The 17,728-nt window shown below is 64.7% G+C and carries 12 protein-coding genes; 6 read left to right on the top strand and 6 right to left on the bottom strand.

Going from position 1 to position 17,728, the window contains the following annotated elements; translation table 11 throughout:
- Nucleotides 1-165: 165 nt before the first annotated feature.
- Complete coding sequence (locus ACSVHC_RS17680; protein ID WP_437770873.1) at nt 166-1,611, top strand: zinc-dependent metalloprotease; 1,446 nt, start codon at nt 166-168, stop codon at nt 1,609-1,611.
- 15 nt (nt 1,612-1,626) lie between these two features.
- On the opposite strand, the gene ACSVHC_RS17675 is transcribed toward ACSVHC_RS17680, so the two are convergent.
- The 3 genes from ACSVHC_RS17675 to nudC are packed head-to-tail and all read right to left on the bottom strand — an operon-like array spanning nt 1,627 to nt 5,371.
- Entirely contained in the window at nt 1,627-2,256 is a 630-nt protein-coding gene (locus tag ACSVHC_RS17675; RefSeq protein WP_437770874.1) for a M48 metallopeptidase family protein, read from the bottom strand.
- Entirely contained in the window at nt 2,256-4,388 is a 2,133-nt protein-coding gene (locus ACSVHC_RS17670) for an ATP-dependent DNA helicase UvrD2 (RefSeq protein WP_437770875.1), read from the bottom strand. The genes ACSVHC_RS17675 and ACSVHC_RS17670 overlap by 1 nt, the downstream gene beginning before the upstream one ends.
- Entirely contained in the window at nt 4,385-5,371 is a 987-nt protein-coding gene (gene nudC, locus ACSVHC_RS17665; RefSeq protein WP_437770876.1) for an NAD(+) diphosphatase, read from the bottom strand. Before nudC ends, ACSVHC_RS17670 begins: the two co-directional genes overlap by 4 nt.
- A gap of 143 nt (nt 5,372-5,514) precedes the next feature.
- Between nudC and ACSVHC_RS17660 the strand changes: the two genes are divergently transcribed.
- Complete coding sequence (locus ACSVHC_RS17660) at nt 5,515-6,717, top strand: macrolide 2'-phosphotransferase (RefSeq protein WP_437770877.1); 1,203 nt, start codon at nt 5,515-5,517, stop codon at nt 6,715-6,717.
- Between the two features lie 19 nt (nt 6,718-6,736).
- Here ACSVHC_RS17660 and ACSVHC_RS17655 read toward each other — a convergent pair whose 3' ends face one another.
- The 3 genes from ACSVHC_RS17655 to ACSVHC_RS17645 all read right to left on the bottom strand — a co-directional run bounded on the left by ACSVHC_RS17655 (nt 6,737) and on the right by ACSVHC_RS17645 (nt 14,030).
- The gene (locus ACSVHC_RS17655; protein ID WP_437770878.1) at nt 6,737-10,264 is read right to left on the bottom strand and encodes an ATP-dependent helicase; all 3,528 of its coding nucleotides are present in this window, start codon (nt 10,262-10,264) and stop codon (nt 6,737-6,739) included.
- Nucleotides 10,261-13,527 carry an ATP-dependent helicase gene (locus tag ACSVHC_RS17650; protein WP_439181163.1) on the bottom strand — a complete coding sequence of 1,089 codons (3,267 nt, stop codon included), beginning with the start codon at nt 13,525-13,527 and terminating at the stop codon, nt 10,261-10,263. The genes ACSVHC_RS17655 and ACSVHC_RS17650 overlap by 4 nt, the downstream gene beginning before the upstream one ends.
- Before the next feature lie 86 nt (nt 13,528-13,613).
- Complete coding sequence (locus tag ACSVHC_RS17645) at nt 13,614-14,030, bottom strand: MGMT family protein (protein WP_437770880.1); 417 nt, start codon at nt 14,028-14,030, stop codon at nt 13,614-13,616.
- Between the two features lie 88 nt (nt 14,031-14,118).
- On the opposite strand from ACSVHC_RS17645, the gene ACSVHC_RS17640 reads away from it, so the two are divergent.
- From ACSVHC_RS17640 to ACSVHC_RS17625, 4 genes are all read left to right on the top strand, one after another.
- Nucleotides 14,119-14,829, top strand: a complete 711-nt coding sequence (locus ACSVHC_RS17640; RefSeq protein WP_437770881.1) for a 3'-5' exonuclease — start codon at nt 14,119-14,121, stop codon at nt 14,827-14,829.
- Between the two features lie 356 nt (nt 14,830-15,185).
- On the top strand, nt 15,186-16,139 hold the full coding sequence (locus ACSVHC_RS17635) for an ABC transporter substrate-binding protein (protein WP_437770882.1): 954 nt from the start codon (nt 15,186-15,188) through the stop codon (nt 16,137-16,139).
- Between the two features lie 12 nt (nt 16,140-16,151).
- Nucleotides 16,152-16,925: an amino acid ABC transporter permease gene (locus ACSVHC_RS17630; RefSeq protein WP_437770883.1), complete on the top strand. Its 774-nt coding sequence runs from the start codon at nt 16,152-16,154 to the stop codon at nt 16,923-16,925.
- Entirely contained in the window at nt 16,922-17,659 is a 738-nt protein-coding gene (locus ACSVHC_RS17625; protein ID WP_236811991.1) for an amino acid ABC transporter ATP-binding protein, read from the top strand. Before ACSVHC_RS17630 ends, ACSVHC_RS17625 begins: the two co-directional genes overlap by 4 nt.
- Nucleotides 17,660-17,728: the final 69 nt, after the last annotated feature.

Genomic DNA, 17,728 nt, shown 5'->3' with positions numbered 1-17,728 from the left:
CCCTCATGGTGGAGGCCAGTAAACATACCAACGATCCACCCTACTTTGCTGTGCCCGCCTGAGGTGCTTTGCCTAGAGCGAACGACGCGTTCCTGAGGCAGACAGCCCCGGGGCATCGCGGTACCTTGAAAGTGATCACCAGTCACACCGACGATCGGCGGCACCATGACCTCCAACCCAAATACCCCTCCCAACGGAGACGATTCACCCGTGGATCCCTTGGCAGAAATGCTGAAGAACCTCATGGGCGGGCAAGGCATGGGCAATATCGACCCCGCCGAATTGGCAAAGGCCGCAGGGCTGCCGAACGACCCCAACATGCTGCAGCAAATGTTCGCCCAGGTGCAGGCCATGATGAGCTCCACTTCGGATGGTCCCGTCAATTGGCAGCTCGCCCACGAGAATGCACGCCGGGTTGCCGCTGCCGGCACGGATCCGTCGGTGAATGCCGTGCAGACACGCGAAGTCGACGAGGCGCTCCGGCTCGCGGAACTCTGGTTGGATCCAGTCACCGATCTTCAGGCAACGGGCCTCATCGGCCGCGCGTGGTCCCGCGCTGAATGGGTGGAAGCTACCCTCGCTACGTGGAAACGGCTCACGGAGCCGGTGGCCAACAGCATCGCCAACGCCCTGTCGGACGCCCTGACCCAGCAAATGCCGGAAGAAATGAAGGCCATGATGGGTGGCACCTCGTCCATGTTGCAGAACATGGGCGGAGCCATCTTCGGTATGCAGCTGGGCCAGGCGATCGGCGCCCTGTCAGCCGAGGTGGTCAGCTCCACCGACATCGGCGTTCCACTAGCTGATCTCGAGATGGCATTGCTCCCGGCCAATGTGGCGAAATTCGGCGAAGGCCTGAGCGTCCCTGAGAATGACGTCCGGTTGTTCCTCGCCGTCCGCGAAGCCGCGCATTCCCGCCTCTTCGTGCAGGTTCCATGGCTGCGCGGCCATCTCCTCGGCGCGATCGAAGCTTATGCCCGAGGCATCCACATCGACCTGTCCCGCGTCGAGGACCTCGCCCGGGACCTGGATCCCGGCAACCCCGAGGGCATTCAAGAAGCCCTCTCCCAAGGGGTGTTCACGCCTGAGCGCACTCCTGAACAATCGGCTGCATTGGAGAAACTCGAAACCGCACTGGCGCTGGTTGAGGGCTGGGTGGACGAACTCACGGCTGCGGCCACCGAGAACGTGCTGCCATCCGCCGTCGCACTCCGTGAGACGGTGCGGAGGCGCCGCGCCACGGGAGGACCCGCTGAACACGCGTTCTCGTCGCTGGTGGGACTCGAGCTGCGTCCGCGACGCCTGCGCGAAGCCGCCACGCTGTGGGCTGCCCTGAAGGACGAGCGGGGAATCGCCGGGCGCGATGCCATCTGGCAGCACCCCGATTTGCTCCCCACGGCGCATGACCTCGACGACCCGGCGGGCTTCACCGAACGGCGCCGCCTGGCCGAAGCCAGCGACACCGAAGTGGACGATGCCCTGCAGAAGCTCCTTGAAGGTGGCTACGACGCTCCGAAGGATGAGGAGAACACAGAGGGGAGCCCGGAGGCTCCGAAGCCTGAAGACGGAGACTCCCCTGACAACACGGAGCCGGGCGAACCGAAAGCTTAGCCGCTCCTTGAACGCCTAGTCGGCGTCGGCGTCCCAGCTTCCGGCTGGAGCGCCGGCGCCTTCTTCATCCGGTCCAAGCCCACGGGACGTCGCAAAGGCGACGCCCTCCAGGAAGGCCTTCGCCCGCTGTGTTTCGGGGTAAGCCTCCAGCAAGCGCCAAAACGCGGCGTTGTGCCCGGCCACCAGCAAATGCGCGAGTTCGTGGAGCAACACGTAGTCGATCACCCATTGCGGCATCGACTGGAGCTTGTCGGAAAGCCGGATAGTCCCGTCCGCCGGAGTTGCCGAGCCCCACCGCGACTTCTGGTTGCTGACCCAGCGGACCGACGTCGGGATGGCTCGCCCGCCCAGAAACTTTGAAGACAGTTCCGCGGCATGACCGGCAAGGGCTGCATCGCTCGCGGGTTTCCGCCTGCCGGCGCCCTGGGCGCCTCTCTGCCCTTGGCGCTTGAGCTTGTCCAGCATCCGCCGGACCCATTCGCCTTCTTGCGCCTTCGTGAAGTGGGCAGGGATCGCCACAACGGCGTTCCCGTCCTCCCAGAAAGCCGCCACGGTACGACGCCGGCGGGCAGAGCGGCGAACGACGACGGGTATGCCGTCATCGGTGGTCAGCGGCAGATCGGGCTGGCCTGCTACCCGGCGCACTAGGCAGACCCGTTCTCGACCAGAACTGCCAGCACGGCTTCGCCGTACTTTTCCAGTTTGGAAGGTCCGACGCCGGCGAGTTTCGCCAGTTCCTCAAGGGACTCCGGCCGGGCCTCGGCGATGGCCGTCAATGTCGCGTCGGTGAAGACCACATAAGCGGGAACTTCGTTGCTCAGGGCCTCCTCCTTGCGCCATTGCCGCAAAGCCTCAAAGGTCTGGTCCTCGTAGGTGGGCGGGCACTGGCTACAGCGCCCCACTTTGCGTTCGGCGCCAGTGGCGAGCATCGTGCCACAGACCCTGCACGACGCCGGTGCTGCCGCCTTGCGCCGTGGCGTGGGGCGGCTGCGCGCGCTGGCTCCGAGCACCGAGTCGGGGCGGAGCCCGTCGAGGAAGCGCGAAGGCTTGCGGTTGGCACGGCCACCCGGCGTGCGGGCCGTGGACCAGGACAGGTTCAAGTGCTCGCGTGCCCGCGTGATCCCGACGTAGAGGAGGCGGCGTTCCTCGTCCACGCTCTCGGGGGTGTCGGCGAAGGAAATGGGCATAAGTCCCTCGCTCAAGCCCACCAGGAACACGGCGTCCCATTCCAGGCCCTTCGCTGCGTGCAGCGATGCGAGCGTCACGCCCTGGACCGTCGGGGCGTGCTGGGCCACGGAGCGTTCCTGGAGTTCGTTGACGAATTCCATCAAGGTGAATTCCGGCCCGCGGCTAACGGCGAGTTCGTCCGCGAGGGCCACCAGGGCGGCCAGCGACTCCCAGCGTTCACGGAGTGCGCCGCCGCTATGCGGGGCTGCATCGGTGTAGCCGAGCGAAGCCACGATGTCCCGGACCAGTTGGCCGAGAGGCTCCTTGGCGGAATCCTCGGCTACCGCCCGCGTGGCGGCGCGCAACTGCAGGATGGCGTCCCGGACTTCCTTGCGCGCGAAGAACCGCTCACCGCCCCGCAGCTGATAGCCGATACCCGCCGAAGCAAGGGCTTGTTCGTACGCTTCCGATTGGCCGTTGGTGCGGAACAGCACGGCAATCTCGCTCGCCTTGGTGCCGGCGTCGATCAATTCCCGGATCCTGCCTGCGACCACCGCCGCCTCGGCCTCGTCGTCGGGGCATTCCATGAACCGCGGCTCCGGTCCGGCCGGGCGCTGGGCTACCAACTGCAGGGGTTTGGCCCAGGCTGCGTCGGCAACCGTTCCACCACTGCGGCGCGATCCAAGGAGGTCGTTGGCGAGCTTCACCACTTGAGGCGTGGAACGGTAGTCGCGAACGAGTTTGACGACCGTCGCTGAAGGGTAATGGCCCTTGAATCCAAGGAGGTGCTTGGGAGAGGCTCCCGTGAAGGAGTAGATGGTCTGGCTGGAGTCGCCCACCACGCAGAGTTCGTCGCGGCCGCCAAGCCACAGCTCAAGAAGCCTCTGCTGCAGCGGGGAAACGTCCTGGTATTCGTCCACCACAAAGTGCCGGTACTGCTCGCGGACCGTGGCTGCCACTTTCGGGTCCTCCTGAAGGATGCCCACCGTGATCAACAAGACGTCCTCGAAGTCGATCACGTTGCGGTCCGTCTTCACGTCCTCGTACGACTGGAAAACCCGCGCGACGGCGGTGAGGTCGAAACCTCCCGGAGTGCCGCGGCCGTGCGCGTTCTCAAGGTAGTTGGCCGGCGTCAGCATGGAAACCTTGGCCCACTCGATCTCCGCCGCAAGGTCGCGGATTGAAGCTCGATCCGTACCCAGCCGGAGCCGCCGCGCGGCTTCGGCGATCATGTTCGCCTTGTGGTCCAGCAAGTTTGGCAGGACGCCACCGACCGCCTGCGGCCAGAAGAACTGCAATTGCCTGAGTGCAGCGGCGTGGAAGGTGCGGGCTTGGACGTTGCCGACGCCAAGATCCCGCAGCCGGCTGCGCATCTCGGCGGCGGCCCGGGAGGTGAAGGTGACGGCCAGGAGGCGCTGAGGGCTGTAAACGCCGGAGTGGACACCATAGGCGATGCGGTGCGTAATGGCCCGGGTTTTTCCCGTACCCGCTCCTGCGAGGACGCACATGGGACCAGTAAGGTTGCTGGCGACTTCCCGTTGCTCGGCGTCAAGGCCGCCGAGAACCCGGTCCTCGAGTGAAACGGTGTCGCTGAAAATACCCTCTGTCACTGCTGGAGGTCCTCGATGACGCCGCCGTACCAGTGCTCGATCAGGGAACGCGCTATCGAAAGCCTCGTGGAGATCGTGATCTCGCCGCTGAGCACGGCTGCCTGGAGTTCCGCACGGCTGAACCAGCGCGCCCGGGTGACTTCGACGCCGTCGGGCCGGGCCTCGACGTCGTCCGTTGTTGCGGTGAACCCGAGCATCAGCGAGGCCGGAAACGGCCACGACTGCGAGCCAAGGTACTGGCAGGCCGTGACCCGCACCCCCACTTCTTCCCCGATTTCGCGAACCACTGCCTGTTCAAGCGATTCCCCCGGCTCAACGAAGCCGGCCAGCGTGGAGTAGTTCTTGGCGTCAAGCGGCCCTCCTCCGCCGAGGAGCAGCCTGCCGTCGGAACCGACCACGGTGACGATGATGGCCGGATCGGTCCTCGGATAGTGTTCCGATTTGTCCCGCGGGCACCTGCGAACCCAGCCGCCGGCTTCGATTTCCGTGGGAGTTCCACACTGCGGGCAGTGTGTATGGGTGGCATGCCAATTGGAAATGGCGCTGGCCTCAACGAACAAGGCTGTGTCCATGGCACCGAGGCGCGCGGCGACCTCCCGGAATCCCGCCCAGGAGCCGTCGGCCGGAAGGCCCGCGGCCCCAGGCGAAACCGGCTCGGTGGGCACAAAGAGGACGATTGGTGTTTGCTCCGGGACAGGGGAAGCAGCGAGCGTCCGGCCGAGATAAATGGCAGTGAGCGGTCCGCCGGCGGATTTAAGGTTTTCGAAGAGCGGCGCGGCGTCGCCCAGCCACAGCTTGTCACCCACCACGAGGGCCTGACGCTGCGACACCACCACGGCCTTGGCCGATCCTGAGGAGATCACTTCGTCAAGCATGCCTGGCCTCAGGCGCTCGGCAGATCCGCGGTCAACCATGGCAGGGCGCACTGGAAGAACGGTATCGATAAGGTGGTTTGCCGGCGCCTGGAACTCGGTGAAACTCATGTACCTACCGTACTGACTCGCACCGACAATTGACATTTGGATCTTTCAGCGATCCAGGCCCCCGGAAGCTGTTTTCCAGCGGATCTCAAGACTCGCCGCACTGCATCGCTGCCAGAAGCGCTTGTCAATCTACCGTGGAAGGCGTGAGAAGAACACCGTTCGAACTGGCCGCTGTAGCTACTGCGGCGGTGCCCGGCCTGACGCCGATGGCTGCCGCCACCGCCCCGGATGATGCTGCCGATTTCGATTCGGCGCTTCTGCTGGACTCCGAGGGCAAACGGTGGCGTGTCCGTTCGCCGCGCCATCCGGAAGCCAGCACCCGGCTTGAAACCGAATTCATGATTCTGCGGGCTTTCGCTCCGGCGATCCGGGCCGAGCTGCCCTTTCTGATGCCCACTGTGGCCGGAACCGTCCGCCAAGGTGCGCTGAGCACATTTGTGTACGCCCACTTGGCTGGTGCCACGCGCAGCATCGAAGAGTTGTCGACCTGCAGTGATGCCTTGGCCAAGGAGATCGGTGTGGCACTGGCCGCCGTCCACGATCTCCCCCAATCGCTCGTCAACAACGCCGATCTTCCCAGCTACACGGCCAACGAATTCCGCCAGCGCAAGTTGAACGAGCTGGACCAGGCCGCCACCACGGGCAAGATTCCGCCCGCGCTGTTGCGTCGCTGGGAGCACGCACTCGAGGACGTGGCGCTGTGGCGCTTCAACCCGTGCGTCGTGCACGGCGATCTCCATGAAGACAATCTGCTGGTCGACGGCGACAGCGTGACGGCCGTGACGGGGTGGACCGATCTGCGCATCGGCGATCCCGCCGATGACTTCGCCTGGCTCGTGGCCTCAAACGAACAGCGCTTCGTGGAGTCCGTATTGCGGCACTACACGGAAGCCCGGCGGGACACGCCGGATGGCCACTTGCTGCGACGCTCGGCACTTCTCGCCGAATTCGCCCTGGCCCAGTATCTCGTCAAGGCCTTGGCAGCCGGTCACAGCGAGATGACGGCAGAGGCCGAGGCGATGCTCAAATCCCTCGCCGACGACATCGAGGAGCAGAACGCCTTGGCAGCCGAGGAGGCAGATGCCGCGGCGGAACTTGCAGCTGCGGAACGGGCCGCCGCGGAAGGGCCGGCAGCACCGGCAGTCGTTATGGCTTCGGAAGAGAAGGCCCCGGAGGGCGACTCCGCGAAGCCCACGGTGAGCGTTACAGCTATCCCGGAGCCTTCGGGAGATTCAGCAGACGGGACCGACCCGACGCCGGAGGCGCCGTCCGAAGCTGACGACACCTCGACGACGGCCCTCCAGATAGTGGAGCCCGCGCCGCTCCAGGACGCCAAGGACCACTAGTCCTTCCCGGCTTGGCTACCTATCGGTTTCGGCTACCCAGCGCGGAAGCGATGATCCTCTCCAGTTCCGCGGCCGTGCCCAGGTCATGTGGCCTCACGACAGCGTCATCGGCAACGTAGTAGAACGCTGCACTGACCTGCTCCAAGGGCACACCCTTGAGGCGCGCCCATGCCAGCCGGTAGACGGCCAGTTGCACCGCACGCGTCTTGAGTTGACTGCCGGCCGGGCGCTTGCCCGTTTTCCAGTCCACCAGTTCCCATACACCGTCCGCGCCGCGGAAAACTGCGTCAATCCGTCCGCGAACCACGACGTCCCCGATCCTTGTTTCCACGGGAACTTCAACAAAGGCCGGGGACCGGTGTGCCCATTCTGAATTGCTGAACGTCGCCACCATGTCGTCAAGTCCATAGGCTTCGTCAATGTGGGAGTCAGAGCCGGGGGCTTCGTCGATATCCAGCATGCCGGTGGTTCCGTAGTATTCCTCCACCCAGGAATGGAAAGCGGTGCCTTTGCGTGCCGAGATCCCGGGTTGCCGGGGCACCGGGCGCCGGAGCTGGGCCAGGACCGCGCTGGGGTCGTCTCCCAGGTCAACGAACATCGATGCCGAGATGTGTCCGGGCAAATAGACGTCCTGGACGGGCTTCCGCCGCAACTGCCGTTCCAACAACAACTCCGCTTCGGCGGCCCAGCCCGCTGCGGCACCGCGGAGGGAGGTCCGCGAGGCATCGACGACCAGCGGCGAATCCGTCCGCAGTCCCTCGATGGCCTCCCTGACCCGGGTTGCTGCCGCCTCCATGGCGGTCCGCCGCCCCGGTACCAAGCGGAGCCGTTCCCCTGTGCGAGGGTCGCTGGGACCTTCCAGCGGATCATAGGGGAAGATCGCCACCTCGGTGCCGACTGTCAAGGGACTCTCAGCGGGCAGAGCGTCTTCGCTGAGGGACTGCGGGTGAATGGCAGCCGATGCTCCGCCCCCGTTGTCTCCTGCCTCACCGGCAAGGCCGGCCAGCTCTGCAAGGAAAGGTGACGTTTCGGCAATGCCTGCCCGGGAACCATTCCACGCGGCGCTCGATGCCCAAAGGACGAACTTTGCGCGGGTATAGGCAACGTAGGCGAGTCGCCGCTCTTCGGCTTCGCCGTGGTGCTGGACTTCCGATTTGAAGTCCTTTTCGGCGTCCAACCAGCCCTTTTGGTCCGGCTGGTCCAGATCCCATTGAGGGAGATCCGCCCGGTCGCCACGAAGGGGCCATGGCAAGGCAGCGGTACCGCTGCTCCACCGGGAGTCCCGGTTGCTCGGAAAGGCTCCGGCGTTGAGACCGGGGACGAAAACAACGTCCCATTCCAATCCTTTGGAGGCGTGGACTGTCAGCAATTGCACGGCTTCGTGGTTCACCTCGGCGTCGGCCATGTCCAGTCCGCCTTCTTCCGATGCGGCCGCTTCGAGCCAGCCCAGGAAAGCCAGGAGGTCCACGCGCTGCGAAGTCTGCAGGAAACCCGCCGCGGCATCATGGAATGCGTCCAGGTTCCGCCGGGCCTGGTGGATGCTCATCCCGGGCTTGGCAGCAACCTCAATGTCCAGCAGCATGGCACGTTCCACCTCGCCGATCAGCGTGGTCAGATCGTCTCCGATGAACCCCCGCAGGTTCCGAAGTTCCGCAGACAGCCGGCCAAGACGGTCCAAAGCCTCCGCGCTGAGCGAGCGTCCGTGGCCGGAAGTCCACCCCGGGCGTGGCAGGAAGTCCAGCGCTTCCACGAGACTGGCCGCATCGGTAATGTCGCTCTCTACGACCGTCTCCATCGGGCTTTCGTCCGCGATTGACGCATCGCCTGCGGCGCCGCGGTCCCCCGCACCGCCGTGGGATCGCCGCCTGGCGAGGAACTGGGACCAGTCGCGGAATGCCATCAGATCAGCAGTTCCGATCCTCCACCGGGCGCCTGCCAGCAAACGCATCAGGGCATCGGAACGGCCGGGATCGGCGAGGACCCGGAGCGCGGCAACGAGGTCCACTACTTCAGGGGTGTCGAGGAGCCCGCCGAGGCCGACTATTTCGTACGGGATCCCCTGGACCTCGAATTCCCGCCGCAAGCACTCCATCTGTGCCCGGCGGCGGCATAGCACCGCAATAGTGGGAGAAACCGGCGTACCGTCGGCCGCGGTTTCAAAGACTGTGCGCCGGTAGCGCCGGACGTCCCGCCCAATCGCTGCGGCTTCGTCTTCGTCGGTGGCAAATCGTCCGAGAACGACGTTACCCTCCACGGCTGCCGGGCTCGGCTGCAGCGCAGGCACTGCGACGGAACCGTCGTCGGCCCTGGAGCCCGGGGCTCCGTCATTCGCGGCGGCCTTGTTCAGAGGGGCGGAAATGACGTTGGCGGCGGCCAGGATGCTGCGCCCGTTCCGCCACGCAGTGGTCAGGTACGAGGTGGGTGCAGTTGTCAGGGATGCCGTTCCAAAACCGTCTTCCACCCGGACGGGAAATTCCTGGACAAAGTGGAACAGTTGGCCGGCGGAAGCACCCCTGAACCCGTAGATGGACTGGTTCGGATCCCCTACCGCCGTCACAGCGTGCCCTCCCCCGAACAGGCGGGAGAACAGGACCAGTTGCGCGTGCGAGGTGTCCTGGAATTCATCCAACAGCACCACCCTGTAGCGGGCCCGTTCGGTGGCAGCCGCCAAGGGTATGTCCTGGGCGATCTTCGCGGCGAGCGCAACGAGGTCGCCGAAGTCGAGGACGCCGCGATTCCTTTTGGCCTCTTGGTAGCGTCCCACCATGTCCGCGACGCTGGCCCTGGTGCGCAACATGGCGCCGAGATCACCGGCAGCTTGGCTCGGGTTCTTTTTCGCCGCGGACACATAGGGCAATTGCGCGAATTCGGACACCCGGTCCATCAACCAGCGCTGAACCTCGGCTGGTTCTCGCAAGTGTTCGGCGCACTCGCCGGCCAACTGCATCACGGCGTTGACCAGCGTGGACTTGGCAGCGGTGAAGTGCTCATAGTCGCCGTCGTACGCTTCGACCACTTCACTCGCGAGCTGCCAGGCCTGGGCGCCGCCGAGCAGCACCACATCGCGCTCGATGCCCAGGCGCAGGCCGTAGTCCGACACGATCCCGCTGGCGTAGGAATGGTACGTGGACACTTTGGGTTCAAGCTCATCGGAGCCTGCAACGCCCTCCGGGAAGCCGTACTGCCCGTTGTCCGAGGACGCGATGCGCTGCAGGGTGGCCAATTTCGCACGGATACGGCTGGCCAGCTCCCCTGCGGCTTTACGGGTGAAGGTGACGCCAAGGACCTCTTCTGGGCGAACCCATCCGTTCGCGACGAGCCACACCACACGGTCCGCCATGGTTGCGGTTTTCCCCGATCCGGCGCCGGCGATGACCAGCCGGGGGGTCAACGGTGACGCAATAATCGCGGATTGTTCGTCCGTGGGACGGTTCCGTTCGCCGAGGATATCGGCCAATTCGCCGGGCGAAAATCGAGGTTCCGGCAGGACCGCGGCATCTTCGGCGGCGTCTCCGGCCTCAATTCCCGCGAGTGTCTGGACGGTCATTCCGTGACCTGCTTTCCCCTGGCGCACAACGGGCAAATATCGGGCAGTCGGCAGCCGTGGCCTCCATGGCTGCCTTTCGAGGGATCGTGACGTGCTTCGAAGCTTGCTCCGGCCATGAGCACGGCAGCCTCGCTGACAAGGTCCTGTGCCCAGTTATCTCCCGGGTCCAGGGGCTCCTGCACTTGGACCGCAGGCGTTTTTGTCTTGGTCCCCAGCTGTGCCAGCACGGCACCGCCGGGAACAAGCCCCGGAACAGGCAGATCCTGGAATGCCCCGTGCAGTACCGCCGCCTGATACGCACCGAGCTGGGGGTGCCTGGCGAGTTCGGCTTTGCCAGGCTGACGTTTGCCCGTCTTAAGGTCGACAATCACCAACCTGCCCTCAGCATCTATTTCCAAACGATCCACTTGCCCCCGGAGCACGGCGTTCCGGACAACATCGGAATCTTCGGCAACGTGGCCCAGACGCACCTCCGGAAGGGGAACCTCGAAGTCCACTTCGACCCCGGCCAGGCTTCGGCCTTCGCTCCGCATGACAAGGACGTATTGGGCGAGTTTCCGGACCATCTGCTCTGCCCGTTGGAAGTCCAGCCTGCCCTCCCAGTTGTCCTTCATGCCCAGGGTCGGCCAGCGACGCACGAGCTCCGCGACATATTCAGCGCCGGAAGCATCGGGCAACTCCTGGGCAATCGTATGGACCAAGGTGCCCAGGCTGCGGGCAAAGTCGGTAGCGGCTTCGCCCCCGGCCGCCTGGACAAACCAATCCAACGGCGATTTGTGCACAGTTTCCACCTTCGAGGGAGAAACGAACACCGTGCCTTCCCCCGGTACTACCGGCGCCTCGCTGCTGAGCGGTGCCAGTCCCCACCAGGAATCCGGATGCGCGCCCGGCAATGCGGGCTCTGCGGTGGCAAGGTGTGCCAGCACGCGAGCAGCTTCCGCGGCGTCCTCTGCCACGCCCGGGCGGGCGAGCGCGGCGTCGTCCGGCTGAACGCGCTGCCTCAGCTCTGCCACCAAGGCACGCAGCGTCATGGGCCGGCCAACCGGTGTGTACTCACGTTGGTACTGTCCCGGTTCCAAAGGGGCTACATAGTCGAGAAAGGCAGACTGCTGCTCGTCTTCGGAAGAAACCGCGGTGCAGATGAGGACTTCCCGGGCCCGCGAAACGGCTGTGGAGAAGCTGCGCAGTTCGTCGTAGCGGATATCCCGCAGCCTGCTGAGGGGCCCGCGTTGCAAGGCATGTTCGACTCCATGCTCCACGGCATCGGCGAACAAAGTACTCCCAAGGAGTTCACCACGGAGCCTTGTATTGGGCCAGACGCCCTCCTGCAGACCCGCCATGATGACCACGGCCCACTCCCGCCCGGCCGCGCTGGCCGGCGTCATGAGCTCCACTGCTTCCTCCAACTGTGCCCTGGCGGCAAGGGTGTCCATGGGGAGTTCCTGGCTGAGCAGATACTCGAGGAACTGTTCGGGACCGGAGCCGGGGAGTTGGTCGACATAGCGCTCGGCGGTGTGGAACAGTGCCATCATCGCGTCAAGGTCCCGGTCCGCCCGGGCGCCGGCCGCGCCGCCGTCGAGCGCCATTTCCGTCCAGCGCGAAGCCAGGCCGGTGGCTTGCCACAACGCCCACAACACCGTCTCCGCGTTAGCTCCGGGTTCGGCGGCCGCCGAACGTCCCGCCGCGATCATGCGGGCCAGGCGCCGGGCCGAACTACCCTCGATGCCCAAAGAACCCAGTGCCCCAGGCTCCAGCAACGTTTCAACCAGCAACGCATCGCTGGACCGTCCACCACCGCCCAACAGTTCCTCCCGGCGCAGGGATTGCCGCAGGCGGCGCAACTCGATGGCGGTAGCCCCGCCGATCCTCGACGTGAGAAGCGAGACGGCAGACTCAGGCGTCAGCTTGGCAGCATCCAGCACCACGCCGTACACCTCAAGCAGGGGACGGACAGCCACTTCGTCGCGGACAGCCGAGTCCGCGACGGGGACGCGGACCGGGATTCCCTGACCGCTCAGATAGCGCTGGAGCTGCGCCAATTGCCCACCGTTGCGCACAATCACTGCGATGTCGCCGAACTCGTGGTTTTCGCGCAGCTGTGCTTCAAGGATGCGTTGTGCCACGTAGCGCAATTCGTGGACTGTGGACGGAAGCACATGTGCTTCCACCCGGCCCATGGCCTGGCTACCTCCGGAACGAGTCTCCTCTGCCGAAGCAGGAAGTGGGTCCAGACGCCGGGCCAACTGGCCTCCCGCACGCTGCGAGATGCGCGCAGCTACCCCCGTCCACGCTTTTGCGACGTCGGGGAGGTGCCGGTGAGTGTGCCATAGCGGAAGCTCCCGCACGATACCCGCAAGGCCTCCGAGAAGCCGCGGCAGTTCTGAAACAAGGTCCGGTCGTGCGCCGCGGAACCCCTGGACGACGGTGTCCGGGGAGGACGCCACCAAAACGTCCTTTCCTTCCGCGATGTCCGCGAGCAGTTCAAACACGGCGGGGTTTGCCTCTTGGACGTCGTCCACCAGGATCAACTGCAGCCGCTCGCGCTCTGCCGCCAGGAATCCGGGCGAGTCCTGGAAGATTTGGCGCGCGGCGGTAATGATTCCTGCCGGGTCAAAGGCCTCCGGCATGCGCAGGTCCAGGACATCCCGGTACTCCGAATAGAGGTCTGCGGCAGCGATCCAGTCCGGTCTGCCGCATTCATAGGCAAGCGACGTGAGGTCATCCGCAGTCCGGCCGGATTCGATGATCCGGTCGAAGAGTTGCCGGATCTCCTGGCGGAAACCCCGGGTTGGCAACGCGGCCGACAAGTCCTGCGGCCAGGGAAGTTCGAAGCCCGGCCGGGCGTGCCCCTCCAGCAGTTCCTTGATGATGAGGTCCTGTTCCGGCCCCGAGAGCAATTTGGGCGGCCGCTGCAGCGGCAGCACGCCCTCGGCCTTGGCTCGGCGGATCAGATCGAAAGCGTATGACGCCCAGGTGCGCGCCGGCGTCGTACTCAAGCTGCGGTCCAGCCGCCCTGTAAAGGTGTCCCGCAACGCCGACGCCGCATGCCGGCCGGGTGCGAGAATCAGGATCCGTTCCGGATCCACGCCGTCACGCTGAACCCGGCGGACGGCGGTTTCCACCAGTACAGTGGATTTTCCGGTGCCCGGCGCCCCCGGTATCAGGACCGGCCCGGATCCGTGCGGGAGCCCCACGACGGCGGCCTGGTCGGCCGACAACTCCGGCGCTGCGTAGTGGACCTCGCGCGGGGGAAGCAGGCGCAACCGGGCGGGCGCTTGCCGCGACTGTATCTGCCGCGGTTGTGCCCGTGTTGCTTCCTGCGTTGTTGCTTGAGGTGTTCGTGTTGGACTCACACGGTCATTTCATCATCGGGTACCGACAATTTATGGAGCTGACGCTCGAGTTGGCCTGAGATCGCATCGATACTGTCGAAATCCTGGTCCGTCGGAGCCCACCGGGCCAGGGACAGGTCAACCCGCCAGCGGCCCTCGCCGGTCCGCAGATACTCCGCGTAGGCGCCGTGCAGCGGCGTTCCCTCATCCAAGTAGTGATGTAGCGCTTCCGACTCAAGTCCCGGGGGCGCTTCCCCGCTTGCACGCAGTACGCGCCACCAAGCCACTGTGCTCCCATGGTGGCTCATGACCGATCCGATCTGCCGGGGACCGCCTGAGCCCAGAAGCTCGGCAACATCCCCATACGACACGGCAACGCCGGGCGGCATGAGATCCACGACGGCCAGTACCGCCGTCACAAACTCCATCCGCATGCCACCAGCCTATCGGCATGCGCCGCCGGATCGGAGCAGAAGGAGTGTCGCTCCGGTTCTTGTCGTAGGGCGCCGGTAGCGTTGAAGCATGAACTCCTGGAACACCCTCCCCCGCGCCGCGTTCGACCTTGAGACCACGGGACGGAACTCCCGTTCCGCGAGGATCGTCACCGCTTCCGTCACGGTAGTGGACGACGACGGCGGCATCGTCAAGGAACTCGAATGGTTGGCGGACCCTGGAGTGGAGATCCCCCTGGAGGCCAGCGAGATCCACGGCATCACGACGGAAAAGGCGAGGGCCGAGGGCCGTCCGGCGGCAGAAGTGACGCGAGAACTCGCGGCAGCGCTCCAGGAACTATTCGACGACGGCGTGCCGGTCATTGCATTCAACGCCAGCTATGACTTCACGGTCCTGGCGGCCGAATCCGCCCGCTACGGTGTGCCGCAACTTAGCCGTTTCCCCGTGCTTGACCCCTACGTCATGAACAAGCAGGTCGACCGGTACCGCAAGGGCAAGCGGACCCTGACCGCTTTGTGCGAGGAGTACGGTGTGAACCTCGATAACGCCCACACCTCCGCTGCGGACGCCCTCGCCACGCTGCGCGTCCTCGATGCCATGGCCGGCAAGTTCCCGAAACTGCAAATGCCCGCTTCCAAGCTGCATCACCTCCAGGTCGATTGGGCGGCCGCACAGGCCGCCGATTTCCAGAGCTACCTGCGCAAGACCAAACCGACAGCCGTCATCGAAGGCAATTGGCCGGTCCTTCCTCCGGAAGATGCCAGCCGGGGAGACTTCTAAAGCGGCCGGACTTCCATAGCGGCCGTCCACGTACCGGACGCTTTTCCAGAGTCCGCATGATGGGACGCACGTCACATGGCCCTTACTGCCTGAAAGCCAGCTGGACGTCAGTCACGAATTCCTCTCGAGGCCTGAGGGGCGCGGCACTTCAAGCACAATTTCCATTCGATCTTGAATTTAATTCGGAGTTTCCGGGAATCCCACGTCTTATCGCCGTCAATTTATCGCTGAATGGGCGGATGACATAATTAAGTTTGGCGGGTCGAGTCCTGATATTGCGGCCCAAACCTGCTTTGGCTGCGTTCCCCGCCCGTCTCGATACGAACGCGTGTTCCCCGATGAAAGTGATTTGCTTGATGAAAATCAAAGCCCTGAAGTGGTTCTCTGCTGTCCCCGTGGCTGCAATCCTGGCCGTCTCCCTGGCCGCGTGCGGTGGCGGAGCGGGCAGCACCAGCAGCGCCTCGCCGACCGATGCCCTCCAAGGCAGCGACCAGAAGACTCTGGACAAGTACACCACCAAGGACGTCACCCCGCTGGACAAGATCGACAAGTCCAAGCTGGGCCTCATCACCGACGGCACCCTGCGCGTCGGCACCCTCTCGGACGCCCCGCCGAACATCTTCATCGATCCCTCGGGCAAGTTCACCGGCTATGACAACGAGCTGCTGCGCGCAGTTGGAGCCAAGCTGGGCCTCAAGGTCGAGTTCGCCTCCACTGACTTCTCCGCACTGCTCTCCCAGGTCAAGAACAAGCAGTTCGACGTCGGATCCTCCTCGATCTCCACCACGGACAAGCGCCGCGAGTCGGTCGGGTTCACGAATGGCTACGACTTCGGCTACATGGCTGTCGTGACCAAGTCCGACTCCAAGATCAAGGGCTTCGCGGACCTCAAGTCCGACGTCCGCATCGGCGTCGTTCAAGGCACCGTCCAGGACGACTACGTCACCAACACGCTCAAGCTTGAGCCCGTCCGCTTCCCGGACTACAACACGGTTTACGCCAACGTGAAGAGCGGCCAGGTTGATGCCTGGGTCGCCCCGTCGCAGCAGGCAACCGGCCAGGTCAAGGACGGCGACAACACCAAGATCGCCGAAAAGGTCGTCAACACCCAGAACTTCACCGCCTGGGCCGTGAACAAGGACAACCAGCCTCTGCTCGATGCCCTCAACTCCGGCCTTGACGCCGTGATCGCAGACGGTACCTGGACCAAGCTGACGGCCGAGTGGTACAAGGACCGCCCGACGACGGCGGAGCAGACCCCGCAGGGCTGGAAGCCGGGCAGCAAGGCCGTCCAGATCCCGGCCAAGTAACCCAGGCATTCCATGGATCTCCAGGAAATCCTCAAACAGCTCGGCGAGACCTTCCTCGACTGGAAGGCGATGGGCGAAGTCATCCCCAAGATGTTCGCGGTCGGCTTGCCGAACACGCTTGTCCTCGCCGTCACCTCCGGCATCATCGGAACGCTGCTCGGGATGTTGCTCGCCCTCATGGGGATCTCCCGGAATCCTGTCGCCCGGTGGATTGCCAGGATTTACACGGATGTCCTCCGCGGGCTCCCGGCAGTGCTCACGATCCTCGTGATCGGCCTCGGTTTCGGACCCATCATCCGGCATTTGACGGGCTCAACAAGCCCGTACCCGTTGGCTGTCGCGGCTCTGTCCCTGATGTCGGCGGCGTACATCGGCGAGATCTTCCGCTCGGGCATCCAGAGCGTCGACAGGGGGCAGCTCGAGGCAACACGAGCACTGGGGTTCGGCTACGGCCCTGCCATGCGGCTTGTGGTGGTTCCCCAGGGTGTACGCCGCGTGCTGCCCGCGCTCGTGAACCAGTTCATTGCGCTGATCAAGGAGTCCTCCCTCGTGTTCGTCCTGGGTCTCCTCGCCTCTGAACGGGAAGTCTTCCAGATCGGCAAGGACTTTGCGTCTACGAGCGGCAATCTGTCCCCCTACGTGGCGGCGGGCCTGTTCTACCTGGTCATGACGATTCCGCTCACGCATTTCGTGAACTGGCTGGACCGCCGCCTGCGTTCGGGGCGACCGGAAAAGAAAGAACCGGACGAGGCGGCTGCAGTCGTCGGGAAGGGAGCCCAGGCATGAGCGAGTTCGCTTCAGGAACACTGACGGCTAAAAACATCCATTTGTCCTTCGGTTCCAACCATGTCCTGCGCGGCATCGACCTGCACGTCGAGAAGGGCACCACGGCTTCCGTGATCGGTCCTTCCGGCTCGGGGAAATCCACGCTCCTGCGGGTCATGAACCGGCTCATCGAACCCGAGCAGGGTGACATTTTGCTCGATGGCCGTTCGGTGCTCAAGGACAACCCGGATGAACTGCGCCGGCGGATCGGCATGGTTTTCCAACAGTTCAACCTGTTCCCGCACAAGACCGTGGCGGAAAATGTCTCCCTCGCACTGCGGAAGCTCCGTGGCATGTCCAAGGAGCAGGCACGGGAGGATGCCCTGGCCCAACTGGACCTCGTAGGACTCAAGCACAAGGCCGACGCCCGGCCAGCCAACCTCTCCGGCGGGCAACAGCAGCGAGTGGCCATTGCCCGGGCGCTCGCCATGAAGCCCGAGGTGATGTTCTTCGACGAAGCAACATCGGCCCTGGACCCTGAATTGGTCAAGGGCGTTCTCGCGCTCATGACCGATCTGGCCAAGGGCGGCATGACCATGGTGGTGGTAACCCACGAAATGGGCTTCTCAAGGAACGTGTCCGACACCGTGACGTTCATGGACGCAGGCGTCGTCGTAGAGACCGGATCGCCGGAACAACTCTTCACCGAGCCGCGGACCGATCGCCTGAAGGGCTTCCTTTCGGACGTGCTCTAGGCCTTAGCAACGAAGATCCCCGGTTTCCGGACGAACCACCATCGTGGTGAATCGTCCGGAAACCGGGGA

This window comes from Arthrobacter sp. KNU-44, assembly GCF_051843155.1.
Classification (GTDB): Bacteria; Actinomycetota; Actinomycetes; order Actinomycetales; family Micrococcaceae; genus Arthrobacter.
This window is presented reverse-complemented; position numbering and strand designations above follow the sequence as displayed.